At 35.7% G+C, this 13785-nt stretch carries 10 protein-coding genes; 7 read left to right on the top strand and 3 right to left on the bottom strand.

The genetic code is table 11. The annotated features are described in order from the left end of the window. Positions 1–42 precede the first annotated feature (42 nt). On the top strand, positions 43–1113 hold the full coding sequence (locus ACFSW4_RS10600) for an undecaprenyldiphospho-muramoylpentapeptide beta-N-acetylglucosaminyltransferase (protein WP_377329183.1): 1071 nt from the start codon (positions 43–45) through the stop codon (positions 1111–1113). A 39-nt stretch (positions 1114–1152) separates the two neighbouring features. Here the strand turns inward: ACFSW4_RS10600 and ACFSW4_RS10595 are convergent, their stop codons facing one another. From ACFSW4_RS10595 to ACFSW4_RS10585, 3 genes are read right to left on the bottom strand one after another with little or no spacing between them, the layout of a single operon-like run. Next, on the bottom strand, positions 1153–2295 hold the full coding sequence (locus tag ACFSW4_RS10595) for a Ger(x)C family spore germination protein (protein WP_377329181.1): 1143 nt from the start codon (positions 2293–2295) through the stop codon (positions 1153–1155). Then, a complete protein-coding gene (locus ACFSW4_RS10590; protein WP_377329179.1) occupies positions 2279–3391 on the bottom strand; it encodes a GerAB/ArcD/ProY family transporter in 1113 nt (370 codons plus the stop codon). The genes ACFSW4_RS10595 and ACFSW4_RS10590 overlap by 17 nt, the downstream gene beginning before the upstream one ends. A gap of 14 nt (positions 3392–3405) precedes the next feature. Beyond that, on the bottom strand, positions 3406–4917 hold the full coding sequence (locus ACFSW4_RS10585) for a spore germination protein (protein ID WP_377329177.1): 1512 nt from the start codon (positions 4915–4917) through the stop codon (positions 3406–3408). Between the two features lie 82 nt (positions 4918–4999). Between ACFSW4_RS10585 and ACFSW4_RS10580 the strand changes: the two genes are divergently transcribed. The 6 genes from ACFSW4_RS10580 to ACFSW4_RS10555 all read left to right on the top strand — a co-directional run bounded on the left by ACFSW4_RS10580 (position 5000) and on the right by ACFSW4_RS10555 (position 13444). Further along, positions 5000–6043: a TIGR00341 family protein gene (locus tag ACFSW4_RS10580; RefSeq protein ID WP_279401650.1), complete on the top strand. Its 1044-nt coding sequence runs from the start codon at positions 5000–5002 to the stop codon at positions 6041–6043. A gap of 790 nt (positions 6044–6833) precedes the next feature. Continuing rightward, positions 6834–8576, top strand: coding sequence for an ABC transporter ATP-binding protein (locus ACFSW4_RS10575; protein WP_377329175.1), 1743 nt, complete (start codon positions 6834–6836; stop codon positions 8574–8576). A gap of 1 nt (position 8577) precedes the next feature. After that, complete coding sequence (locus tag ACFSW4_RS10570) at positions 8578–10599, top strand: ABC transporter ATP-binding protein (RefSeq protein WP_377329173.1); 2022 nt, start codon at positions 8578–8580, stop codon at positions 10597–10599. Positions 10600–10612: 13 nt separating this feature from the next. Then, on the top strand, positions 10613–11416 hold the full coding sequence (locus ACFSW4_RS10565; RefSeq protein WP_377329171.1) for a S1C family serine protease: 804 nt from the start codon (positions 10613–10615) through the stop codon (positions 11414–11416). A 61-nt stretch (positions 11417–11477) separates the two neighbouring features. Then, positions 11478–12209 (top strand): RNA polymerase sigma-I factor, encoded by a 732-nt coding sequence (gene sigI / locus ACFSW4_RS10560; RefSeq protein WP_377329169.1) that lies wholly within the window; start codon positions 11478–11480, stop codon positions 12207–12209. Between the two features lie 2 nt (positions 12210–12211). After that, positions 12212–13444 carry an anti-sigma factor domain-containing protein gene (locus ACFSW4_RS10555; protein ID WP_377329167.1) on the top strand — a complete coding sequence of 411 codons (1233 nt, stop codon included), beginning with the start codon at positions 12212–12214 and terminating at the stop codon, positions 13442–13444. Positions 13445–13785: the final 341 nt, after the last annotated feature.

Here is a 13785-nt window from a genome sequence, read left to right as displayed (position 1 = left end):
ATACTTGATTTTTATAGATAAGAATAGAAGGGAAGACGGTGCATGGGTCAAAAATCAATCGTCTTTACTGGTGGAGGAACAGCAGGTCATGTCGTTGTGAACTTGGCCTTAATCCCTGAGTTTTTACAAGAAGGGTATGATGTTCATTACATCGGTTCATATAACGGAATTGAAAAAGACTTAATTAGTGATTTAGAAGGAGTCACTTATCACGGAATTGCTACTGGAAAATTAAGAAGGTATATTTCAATACAAAATATGAAAGATCCTTTTCTAGTGTTAAAAGGTATTTTTCAGGCAAGGTTGCTACTTAAACAAATTAATCCATCTATTGTTTTCTCTAAAGGTGGGTTTGTGTCAGTCCCAGTCGTTATGGCATCAAAGATGGTTGGAATTCCATCAATTATCCATGAGTCTGATTATACTCCTGGTTTAGCTAATAAAATAGCGACGAAGTTTAGCCCACATATATTAACGACTTTTCCAGAGACAGGCGATCACCTGCCAAAGGAAAAAGTAAAACATATGGGTGCGATTATACGAGAAGAACTGTTTGAAGGAGATCCGCAGAGAGCTTATAACTTCACGGGGTTAAACGATAAAAAACCAATTATTTTAATTATGGGAGGTAGTTCAGGGGCACAAAAAATTAATGAATCTGTCAGACTTGCGCTTCCAGTACTTTTAAAAGAGTACCAAGTGATCCATCTTTGCGGAAAAGGTAAGATCGATGAATCGATAAACCAACCAGGTTACGTCCAGTATGAATATATCTCTGATGAGTTAAAAGATTTATTTTCTATTACGGATGTGATTGTTTCGCGGGCAGGGTCAAACTCTATTTTTGAATTTTTAGCACTCAATATTCCAATGCTCCTCATTCCGCTGTCAAGGCAGCAAAGCAGAGGAGACCAAATATTAAATGCTGAATCATTTAAGAAGCAAGGGTATGCCGAAGTTATTGAAGAGGAAGATTTAACAAGAGAGCACTTGATTCAAAAGATTAATACACTTTATGAGAAACGCGACCATTTCAAACAAACAATGAGCCGTTACCAAGCAAAAGAAGTGAAAAGCGATGTTGTTAATCTAATAAAAAATACGATGAAATAATAAATAGCTCAGGGTGGGGGGCGAGCTCCCACTTGAGCTTTATTCAACGATTCCATAACTTCTAATTTTTGTAGTGACATTAACTGTAACATTAATATTAGGATATATGTCTCTCCACTCTTCTTTGGTCATTTGGTTGTTGCCATTCCTAGACACATACTCCTTTCCAAAACCAAAAAAGTCAGAATTTACTTCTTTCGATTTCTCAATTATTCTTTCAATATTTGTTTTGATTTCTTCGCTCATGTGCTCTTCTAATTTTTTTATCGCTTCTTTATTCTGTAAATCAATTCGTTCAGTTAATTCTACGATTCTCCCTTGAATATCAACATCGACTTTAAAATCGTATCCTCCAGGGTTTGTAATCTCTACATTTGTCTTATTATTTAGCTGGTCAAGCACTACAATAACCTGATCTGAGTTTGGTTCTTCAAAATCCTCCATCATGTTTTTAAACGGTTCTATGGGTAATTTGAGGTCCACTTGTCCTTGTTTGAACTTATCAGAAATTAATCTAACATAAAAAACATCTTCAATAGACAATTCATCGACATAATGATCATCTTGAAATATAGCTAAACCTGTTAACTGAGCTTTGTTGTCATGATTTGCAATAATTGGCACTAATGGATCATACCCAACTGTGAAGAACTTTTTTGAAAATTCGTGTAAAGTACTACTCGTTATTCTCTCATCCCTGACGGAGGTTTCAATTAGTCTTTGAATATAAGTACCTATATTTGGAGATTGCTCATAGTTAGAAGCTGTTAGAACTTGTTCTGTTGGCTGATTAGAAACAGCAATAAACACCATATCAGAAATTGACGCATCCCGTTGCAGCGTATCAATGTGTGGAAAGATACCTGCTCTAGACAATTTGGGTCCGAACAGAATCGTTCTTAGCTGTCCAGACACGATTTTATAGCCAGATTTTTTATTCGCATTATTTCTGAGTTCCCTGAATGTACTTCCAGTACTATGAATAATTTGCGAAGCATCTGTTACATCAGGGTTAAATTGGAATAAGACCGTAGTTGATTTTAGCTTATCTTCACCTTCAGCTTGATCAAAACCATAGATGGTCACTATTCCAAGTTCTTCAAGAATGTGTGTTTCTAAACATCCCGTTAGAAATAGACATGATATTAAACTAATTATGATTAATTTACGTCCTCTTTGCATTCTGCTTTTTCTCCTTCATCCGACGTCTTATAGCAAATGGTAAGAGTAAAAACGGAAAACCAAACCCAAATACCAAACCAATTTTTCCAGTATAATCGGTAAATGTATTAACGAACTGGCGATCGTTAAAAAACATTACAAAGACTAATGAAAATATAACGAGTGCAACTAAGCAATGTTTTTGTTTAAAACCCATCGTACGTTTACATGCGAATGTGACCATCCAACCTAACAAAATTAAGTTCGGTAACACGACAATCATCCACAATGCAACAGCGATTAGGTCAAAACGTTCAAATGCTGGAAATGAAATCACTTTAAACATTGTTAATAGTGGCCAAACCTTTTCTTCAAGTTGTCTGGGAGCGAAAAAACCTATAGCGACGACAGTTATTAGCAGATATAATGCCACGGTAAATACAATGGCTAACTGACTATATCGATTGACTTTTTTCTTGTCATACACAAAGGGATAAATCATCCATAGTAATTCAAATCCTAAAAAGGTAAATGATGACATGAGTACTCCGTTAAACAGACCGTCCCATCCCGTAGTAAAAATAGGAAAGTAGTTTCTAGAGTCGACCATAGAAATGGGTTTAGATAATAGCCCAACCATCCATATGGCAGATAAAAAGAAAACTAAACTCGCTCCGACTGCTACTCTGATGCCGCCACTAACGGCATACCAAACTAATGTTAATAACAATAGACCAATAAACCACGAAGACATCTTTGGAAAAATAAATACTTGAACAAACTCAATATAATTCACAATGACACTTAAAAATAAGAGTAAGAAATAGATTACAAATATATGGCTAAATAATTTACCAAATAAGTTGCCAAAAGCTTGTGTTAATACACCCGGAAGATCTTCAGTCTTATAAGTGTTTAATATAAACACCATACAAGCTATGACGATATTTAATATCATTCCAGTTAATATTAAAGCTATCCAGCTATCTTGTCTGGCTTCCATAAACACTAGCCGTGGGTAACCAGCTATACCAACACCCACTTGCATAGTATGAATTGCTATGATTAAGTAAGAAGCTTTTATTTGGTTTTCTTTAGGAATTGATAGTCGCTTCATATTTTAGCTCCATTTTAAATGTCTTCAATATCTGAAGGTTTATCTTTTGGTGGCTCCTGAAAACGCTTTGATTTTTTAGGCATATTTGATGATGCTCGATAATTACTTTTAAGAAAAGGAATTCTGATTACAGAATTGTCAAAATCTCTAGGTCTCATTGGATATAGTGGCGCTAAGTAAGGGCGTCCTAAAGATTTCTGTTTAATCACATGAATTAAAATAAAGCAATAGCTATAGAAAATGCCTATGAATCCCCACATACCAGCCATAATAATCAAAGGGAAACGCATGATTCGAATTGCGGAACCCATTAAGTAACTAGGAACTGTAAATGAGGCAAGGGCACTGAGTGCAACAATAATAATTAAAATATTACTTGTAAAACCTGCTTGTACTACAGCTTGCCCGATGACAATACCACCAACAATACCCATCGTCTGACCGACTTTTGTCGGCAGACGTGCTCCGGCCTCACGGATCAACTCGATTAAGAATTCCAAAATTAGCGCTTCTAACAGTGGTGGAAAGGGTACCCGGGAACGCGAATGCCCAAGTGATACGAGTAACGCTGTTGGTATAATTTCATAATGAAATGTTAATGCAGCTACGTAAAATGGAGTTAACGTAATCGATAAGAACATAGCGATTAACCGCATAATTCGAATGAAAGACCCCATATTCCACCGGGTATATAGGTCCTCAGTCGATTCAAAGAAACTAAAGAAATTTGTTGGTGCAATGACTGCGCTCGAACTTTTATCGACCAAAACACCTATCTTACCTTCTTTAAGTTCATAACAAAAACGGTCTGGTAATTCGGTAACATATAACTGCGGAAAAATAGAGTAAGAATTATCTTCGATATACTGCGTTAAAACGGAACTCTCTAACACATCATCTGTTTTAAGTTTATTAAGTCTTCTTCGCATTTCAGTAATATTCTCATCATCGGCAATATCCTTTAGATAGATTAAACGTACCTCTGTTGGGATTTCATTTCCGATAATAAATTTCTCGGAGACTAAAGATGGATTGTCAAGGCGCCAATGAACAATGTTCATGTTAGTTTGCATGGATTCAGTAAAAGAAATCTTTGGTCCAAAAATAAGAGATTCTGTTTCTGCGCGGTCTGGGTCTCTTTCTTTTAGTTGCGGTACTGCATATGTAATACTTTGATCTAGTCCTTCAATGTAAATGACGAATGAACCTTTAATTAGGTCTTCTCCAACATCTTTTAGAGACGTTCTAAGTTCACCGTCTGAAATCGGAATCTCGTTCTTGAGCTTTTCAATTCCCCAAGGTTCGTTAGACTGTTGAATAACTTCTATTACATATCTATAGATTTGTTCTTTTTCTACCATGTAATTAATAAACGCTATAAACACTTTTTGTCCTTCATGCTCAAACTTTTTAGTTGTAAAGTCAGGTAGAGATTTAAAGAAGCCTTCTTTTAAATCTTTTTCTAACTTTTCAACCTCACAAGGAAAATAACTAGTAGATGTCTTTCGTTTATTTCTCCGTCTCATGATGAAACTCCTCAGAATTATTTATGAATAGTATGTGATGGTTAATTAAAAATATGTAATACGAGGAGTCATAAAATAAAGAATGACAGTTGGTGAGAATCACGTGGGATTACAGTTAGTGGAGGTTTATGTTCCAAAGAAAAACTATCATTTTGTTGTAGAGAAGCTTCGTAGTTACTCAAGAGAAGGTACATGGAAAGAGGAAGAAATCAGTCAGGAACGAGTTCTAATAAGGATGATTATATCAACTGATTATGTTGAAGAGGTCTTAAATTATCTTGAAACCGTATCAAGGTCATCAGAAGGTTTTGAAACGATTTTATTCCCGGTTCATACTTATTTTTCCCATAAGACGATTCAAAAAGAGAATGATAACAAAGAAGAGAACAAACAAGAAGAGGAGCAAGAACAAGAGAAGAATCGTTTTCTTAGAGCAAGCCGCCAAGAATTAAAACATACGATTGAGGATAAAAGTTCTTTTACGTTAAATTACTTTTTATTAGTCGTGTTCTCTGCCATTGTAGCAACTGCTGGTTTTATGAAGGATGACACTGCTGTAGTCATCGGAGCTATGGCAATTGCCCCTTTAATTGGGCCAGCTATTTCAATGGGTTTTGCATCGGTTTTAGGGAATTTATCACACTTGGGGAAAGCATTGATAACGTTATTTGGTGGAGTTTTGATCATTGTAGCCATTTCTGCATCATTTGCTTACTTTTTCGAAGAAGGTATCGAATCCTCACAATATGTTAACCGGACGTCTGTTACCTTAGCTGACTTCTTTTTAGCTCTAGCTGCTGGTGCGGCAGGTGCCATGTCAATATTAAATCGTTTGTCGAGCAACCTAGTTGGGGTTATGGTAGCCGTTGCGTTACTACCACCAGTCATTACGTTAGGAATGTCAATTGGGCAAGGGTTGTGGAATGATACGTACGGAGCTTTTTTGTTAGTTATGACTAACATTACGTGTATCGTATTAAGTGCTGTTATTATATTTTTCGTAAGCGGAGTACAACCCGTTAAATGGAAAGATGAATCCACGATTAGCGTTTCAAGAATGTTTTCGGTTGTTATTATTTCGTTAATAGCTTTAATCATTTTAAGCATTATTTTGGTAGGCTTTTAAGAAGCTATATTAAGTCATTTTACTCAAAATTAAATATTTTTCAAAATTGTGTTGCTTTTTTGAAATGTTCCGTATATAATCTATAAAGTAATTAGAAAAAACAGGTAAAGGAGGTCACGAAAATGACTAACGTACAAATGATGATTCATCCAGTTGGAACTTTAACAGCTAAATATAATATAATCGTGACCAAACCTATAGATACCTGTAGTAGCTCTAAATAGGCGTGTATTGTCGTCTTTATTTTTAATATTAAATCAGGTAGGTAACGTCGCGATTAATCTAGATCGCGGCGTTTTTTAGTGTTTATAAGCACATTTGGCCACGGTCAAGTGTGCTTTATTTATATGGTTATGTTAGGTCTAAGTGTTGATATTGTGATTCGCTTTCGGTGGACGCTTTCCGTGGGCACGGCTTCAGCAAGACAACTTCAATGAGAATACTTCTTTGCAGTCTTGCAACGAGGAAGCCTACTACGAAGCCAAACTAGAAGACGCAGGTGCAAACTAAGTGGATCTTCAGCTCGTGCTTTTCCCACAGGAGTCGCCACCTACGCTCATCTTATTTTAGCAATTCACTTTTAAACATCTTGAAAATTAACATTAAACATTAACATGACCAATAATAAAATTTTTTATTAGGGAGTTGAAAACATGTTCAAAATTTCATTTGAGTTTCACAAAAATGGAACTCGAAAACGTATTAACATTGAATTTTATTTATTCAGTAAACCGCATAGGCTCGATGACGGTTAGCCAATCTCAACTAAAGAGAAAAAGGGGGAATAACAGTGATTAGCGTATTTAAAAAATTATCTTGGTATTTCAAAGAACAATGGGTTCGGTATACATTAGCGATTTCAGCCTTAATCGTCGTAAACGTATTAGTCGTCATCCCACCGACCATCTTAGGTGAGGTGATCGATTCCATTCAAAGAAATCAGTTAACAAGTGAACGTTTTACACAATTAGTCGCATTTTTCATTGCGTTGATTATAACGAGCTATTTAATTTCATTCTTTTGGGATTACACACTATTTGGTAGAGCGATTTTATTAGAAAAAAAGATGAGAACGTTACTTATGGGCCACTTTATGAAGATGACTCCTTCATTCTTTGGTAAGTATCGTACAGGCGACCTAATGGCCAGGGCGACAAATGACCTCAAAGCCATTATGATGACGGCTGGTTTTGGAATCTTAACTTTAGTTGATTCAACTGTATTTATGGCTTTTATCATCGCTATTATGTTTTTTACGATTGATATAAAGTTAACGCTAGCTGCTTTAATACCGCTGCCGATTATGGCCTTTATTATGCAAAAGTATGGGAAGGCCATTCACGAACGGTTTATGAAAGCACAGGCATCTTTTAGTGAGCTTAATAACGATACGTTAGAATCCATTCAAGGCGTTAGAGTGATTCGTGCTTTTGTTCAAGAGAAGCAGGATGAAAAACGTTTTAATCAAAAAACAGAAGAAGTGTTTCAAAAAAATATTGAAGTAGCTAAACTAGATGCATTATTTGAACCTACAATTAAGGTTCTAGTTGGGTTAGCTTACACAATCGGATTAGGTTATGGGTCGTATCTAGTTATAACAGGCGATATTACCATTGGAAAATTAGTCTCGTTTAATGTGTATTTAGGTATGTTAATCTGGCCAATGTTTGCGGTTGGTGAATTAATTAACGTTATGCAGCGTGGTAATGCATCGTTAGATCGGATAGATCAAATTTTGTCACATAAGCCAGATGTGTCTGATCCTGATGAACCCCAATTGCTTAAAAAACCAGAAACGATCCAATTTCAAAATTTATCATTTAGATACCCAAATTCGAATCAGGTTGATCTGAAAAATATTAATTTAAATATCAATCGTGGTGAAACAGTTGGCGTCGTAGGCATAACAGGTTCTGGAAAGACAACACTGTTTAGACAATTACTTAGAGAATATCCTATTGCTGAACACGGTGAACTAAAGATTAATGGTGTCAGAATACAAGATCTAAGTTTAGACCAAACAAGGGAATGGATTAGTCATGTTCCGCAAGATCATATTTTATTTTCGAAAACAGTTAGAGAAAATATTTTATTTGGAAACCATAACGCTTCGGATGAACTAATCTATGACATTTTAGAGACGGCATCACTCCGTGAAGATATTGATAACTTACCTGAAGGACTAGGTACATTAGTCGGAGAAAGCGGTGTGACCTTATCAGGTGGTCAGAAGCAGCGTGTGTCATTAGCTCGCGCCTTAATTAAACATCCAGAGATCTTAATTTTGGATGATTCCTTATCAGCAGTTGATGGGAAAACTGAAACCAAAATTATAGAACACTTGAAAAAGGTTCGCTCAAATAAAACGACTTTTATTTCTGCTCATAGATTATCTGCCGTGCAGCATGCTGATCAAATTATCGTGTTAGAAAACGGAGAAATAGTTGAGCACGGTACACATGATGAATTAATGAAACGACAAGGATGGTATTACACACAATTTGTCATCCAGAGAATGGAAGGGGGGAACTAACATGAATCAACTATCAACAGAAAAGCGACTTTTTCAATATGCATTGTTTTTTAAAAAGAGTATCATTATCGGTCTTGTATGCTTAATGATCTCAGTTGCATTAGAACTGTCTGGTCCATTTATAGCTAAACACCTCATAGACCAGCATATTGTAGGCGTTGCTAATCACTACGTCGTAAATGAAACTGAAAGTGGAATTAAATTTGAAGGAAATGTATATGAAAGAATTGACCGAACTCAGAGCGAATCAGATGAACAGGTTACACTATTTCAAGACGGACTAAGCTTTTATCTGTTTAATGAAAAAGTACCTCTTAACGCTTCACTTGATCATACAGGTTCTAACGAATTTACACTATCATTTGAAGATGAAACGTATGTAACTACTGGTCGAGAACTTTCTACACCAGAAGTGTACACGTTTTTTAAAGGTGAGATAAGTTCAATTATGTGGCTGTTGGCTCTATATATTGGGCTAATATTAATTGCATCATACTTCCTTTATTTTAAAACGTACCTACTTCAATTTGCATCGAACCGGATTATTCAAAAAATGCGCCGCGATGTATTTGAGCATATTCAAAGCTTGCCTATTAAGTATTTCGTCGATCAGCCGGCAGGTAAAATTGTAGCAAGGGTGACGAATGATACGGAAGCTATTAGAGAGCTCTATGTTAAGGTGCTTGAGGTTTTCGCATCTGGTGCGATTTACATTCTTGGTATATTTGTTGCCTTATTCATTTTAGATCCAAAGCTTGCAGGAATTTGTTTAGTCCTATTACCAATCATGTTTATTTGGATGAAAGCTTATAAAACAGTCGGTGGACGTTACAACAAAGTCATTCGAGAAACGAACAGTCAAATTAATGCTAATATAAACGAATCAATTCAAGGGATGTCTGTCATTCAATCCTACCAACAGACAGATCGAATGATGAATGAGTTTGAAGAGTTAAATGAAAAACAAAGGTTATTCCAAACAAAAATGAATACATTTACAGCTTGGACATCATTTAACCTAGTGGATGTCTTTCGAAATGTAGCATTAGTAGTTTTTATCTTATACTTTGGAGGAGCCGCTCTTAACGGTACGACATTGGTATCAGCGGGACTATTATATGCTTTAGTCGATTTGTTGACACGATTATTTGAACCAGTCGATCAAATTGTTAGTCAGTTAGCTCAACTAGAGCAAGCTAGAGTTTCCGGAAGCCGTGTATTTGAATTAATGGATGAACCTGGTGAAGAAGTAAATCATGATTCGATTAAACGATACGAAGGACGAGTGACATTTGATCACGTATCATTTGCTTATGAAAAAGATGATTACGTGCTAAACGACATTAATTTTGAAATTAAACCTGGTCAGACAGCAGCTTTTGTCGGTCATACCGGTTCTGGAAAAAGTACTATTATGAATCTTTTATTTAGGTTTTATGATCCCATTAAAGGTAAAATTTTAATTGATGGAAAAGATACAATCGATTTTTCCAAACAGCAAGTGAGAAGTCATATTGGAATTGTGCTACAAGATCCGTTTATTTTTACAGGAACTATTATATCTAATATCACGATGAACGACCCTTCAATTACAAGAGAACAGGCAATTAGCGCACTCAAAGCAGTTGGAGCGGATCAGTTTATTGAAAAACTTCCAAACCAATACGATGAACCTGTCAAAGAAAAGGGAAATGAATTCTCAACAGGACAGAGACAATTATTGTCATTTGCAAGAGCACTTGCTTTTAATCCAGCAATTTTAATTTTAGATGAAGCAACAGCTAATATTGATACTGAAACAGAGGGATTGATTCAGGAAGCTTTAAAAGTGCTTAAAGAAGGTCGTACTACATTGGTCATTGCTCATCGATTATCTACGATTCAGCAAGCTGATCAAATTTTTGTCTTAAAACATGGTAAAATGATAGAAAGAGGCACTCACGAAAGTCTCTTGAAAGAACGCGGGGAATATTTTAATATGTATGAGATGCAGTTAGGACGTAAACGAATGAATGTCTCTTAAGTAGGTGATTGGCATGTCAGACGATAAGCACCGTGATATCATTGATCAAGATCTTGTTGAAGATATAGATGAAGAAGAAATGTATGAAATTATCCAAGAAAACAAACAAAAAATCCGTGATAAGGAACAAACGGAAAAACAAAAGCCAAAACGCCCATTTCCCAAATGGGTATTTTGGCTTATTGCTGTTTTTATGCTCATTAATATCATTGCATATATACCGAATTTCTTCTCGCTAGCAGCCATCGATTTTGTAAAAACGTCTGCGCAGCTTCTAGTGAATGATGATGTAAAAGAGTATAAAAAATCTATTGCATTAATCAATATTGGTGACAGTAAAGGAACGGGTTTTGTTTATACTGAAGATGGTCACATATTAACGAACCACCACGTAGTGGATAAAACTGGACAAATATTAGTTTATTTACCTGATGACGGTCCTTACTCTGCAACCGTAGAAGAGAGGTATCCAGAGATTGATTTAGCCGTACTTAAAATAGAGGGGGAAAATTTCCCTAAGCTAGATTTAGCAAATCAAGCTAGTTTTGATCAAAATGAGCACATTTACTTTATTGGCAATCCACTTAGTTTCAGCGGAATTGCTAATGAAGGTGAAATTATTGGCTGGTCAGATGCTTCCTTAGAAACAGAAGTGATGATGCTTAAAGCACCCGTTTATAGAGGGAATAGCGGAAGTCCTGTGATCAATCAATCCGGAAAAGTGATAGGGGTCATTTATGCAACGCGTCAAAGTGACGAACATGGAAAAGTTGGACTTGCCATTCCGATAGATGCTTTTCATCAATATAAAGAATAAAGTAACACCCATAAAGTACTGTCAAATCTCGAATATTATATTACGTTGGGGGTGATGAGGGGTGTTAAAGCGTCAAAATAAAGAAGACGTATCCCTCGAGGAACACGTTTTGGCCGTACAATCAGGGGATGAGGAGACCCGTCATCATCTGTTAACGGACTATCAACCATTTGTGGCAACATGCGTCTCAAAAGTTTGTAAAAGATATGTCAATCCCAATCAAGATGATGAATTTAGCATTGGATTAATGGCATTTAATGAAGCGATCGATGCTTTTTCCCATGAGAAAGGCAGTTCCTTCTTATCGTTTGCCAAATTGGTGATTACAAGAAAAGTAATTGATTACATACGTGTCGAACAAAAGGACCTTGCAATGATCTCTTTGGACCAAAATAATGAAGATGAAGAAGGAAATCAGCAGGATAAACATATAGCCATCGCTTCAAAGAAGGCATTTCAAGAAGAAGAGTTAGCCTGGTTTCGGCAAATTGAGATCAAGGAATACAACCTTAAACTTAAAGAATATAAATTATCATTCTCAGAATTAGCCAGTGTTTCACCTAAGCACCAAGATGCCAAGGAAACCTCTCAAGAAATCGCAAAGATTATTTATGAGGATGAAGACATAAGAGAATATATTTTAAGGAAAAAAAGGTTACCCATTAAAAAAATATTACCGTTAGTAGATGTTAGTAAGAAAACGATTGAACGAAACCGAAAGTATATTTTAGCTATTTTCATTTTATTAAATGAAGATTTTACATTTTTAAAAGATTATATAAAGGGGGTGTAAGGGTGAAAAAAGGACTAATTGTTGAACAGAAAAGAAATAAAACTTTATTGATGACTTCAGAGGGGTCATTCTATAAGTCTAAAAAAATTAACGGAGAAATTGGGGAAGAGACCACATTTGAGCCGGTTGAACAGAATATATTTCCAATGATAACACAGTGGTTTCATTCATTAGCTCACGCCAAGCCAGTATTTGCAGCAATTATCGCATTCTTATTTATTCTCCCATTTTATTCATGGTTAGGTGAAGAAGATGTTCATGCATATATGAATATTGATATTAACCCAAGCGTTGAGTTATCTCTAAATGAAGATTATGAAGTCATAGATCTACATGGATTAAATCAAGATGGAAATACAATTATTAAGCAATTGGATGATTGGAAAGGTGAACCTGTTAAAGAGGTTTCATTGAACATATTATCTTTAAGTGATGAATTAGGGTTTATTCAAGAAGGTCATCAAGTACTATTAGGTATTAGTTACGTCAATGAACATGTCAATCAAGATCTTCTTCAAAGTGTATCTCAAGAAATGAAAACTTCAAGTAAACCTATAGAAGTTGCAGCGTTTGAAGTTCCAAAAGAATTGCTTGAAAAGGCCTATGAACAGAAAGTTTCAATGAATTTTGTCTATGCAACGGAGTTAATTGAGAAGAAAGAACAATTAAAAGAAATAGAAAAAGATAGCGCTAAACAGTCCTCTAACAATAAAATTGAAGAACAGAACATGAAGGTTATAGAAAAATTTGTTGAACAATCAAAACAGTTACCACCAGGGCTTAAGAAAAAACTAGAAAAAGCAAAAGAAGCTAAACAAAATGAAGAGGAATCAGAAGTTACTGAGGAAACACAACAAAAAGAGAAAGAAAATCCAAAAGATGCCGATCACCCTTCACAAAAGAATAAAGATAATAAAGGTAAACAACAAGAAGATAAGGAAGATGAATGGACCCCTCCAGGTAAGAAGAAAAAAGACGATGATTGGACACCACCTGGACAGAAAAAACAAGAGAATGACTGGACTCCTCCAGGTAAAAAGGAACAAGATGACGAAGGGACCCCTCCAGGAAAAAAGAATGAAGAGGGTGACTGGACTCCTCCCGGTAAGGATCGAGACAAGTCTAATCAAGGCAGTAAAGGAAAAAAACATCAAGATGATAGATTTTCTAATCCGCCTGGTTTAGATAAGAAAGCTAAAGATCACCCAGGTAACGGTCAGGGTAACCCTCATTAATATGCCCCCTTTTAGAGTAGGATGCTAATGATTCTACTTTAAAAGGGGTTTTTTGGAAAGATAAGATAGTATAAATTTTAATTTAAATATAATAAATCATGTTGTAAGCACTGTCTAGCGCGAGATGCCCAACCACTGGTGACTTCCCGTCTAAACCTACGATAAATCAACATCGATTCGCGATGCTCATCGTGTTTCCTTTATCTCAGTTTAGTCGGCTCACTGCGTGGTTAAACGGGCACCCCGCGCTTTTCTTATGTTTTAATCTTATTATCAAATTGGTCTTCTTAAAGGACAACCTGTATCATAGAATATATTAATATTTTGTAAAAGAGGGTCAT

Origin of the sequence: Piscibacillus salipiscarius, from assembly GCF_042685285.1 — a bacterium.
GTDB lineage: Bacteria > Bacillota > Bacilli > Bacillales > Alkalibacillaceae > Piscibacillus > Piscibacillus salipiscarius.
The sequence above is the reverse complement of the archived record's forward strand: the minus strand, read 5'-3'. Positions and strand labels throughout refer to the sequence as shown.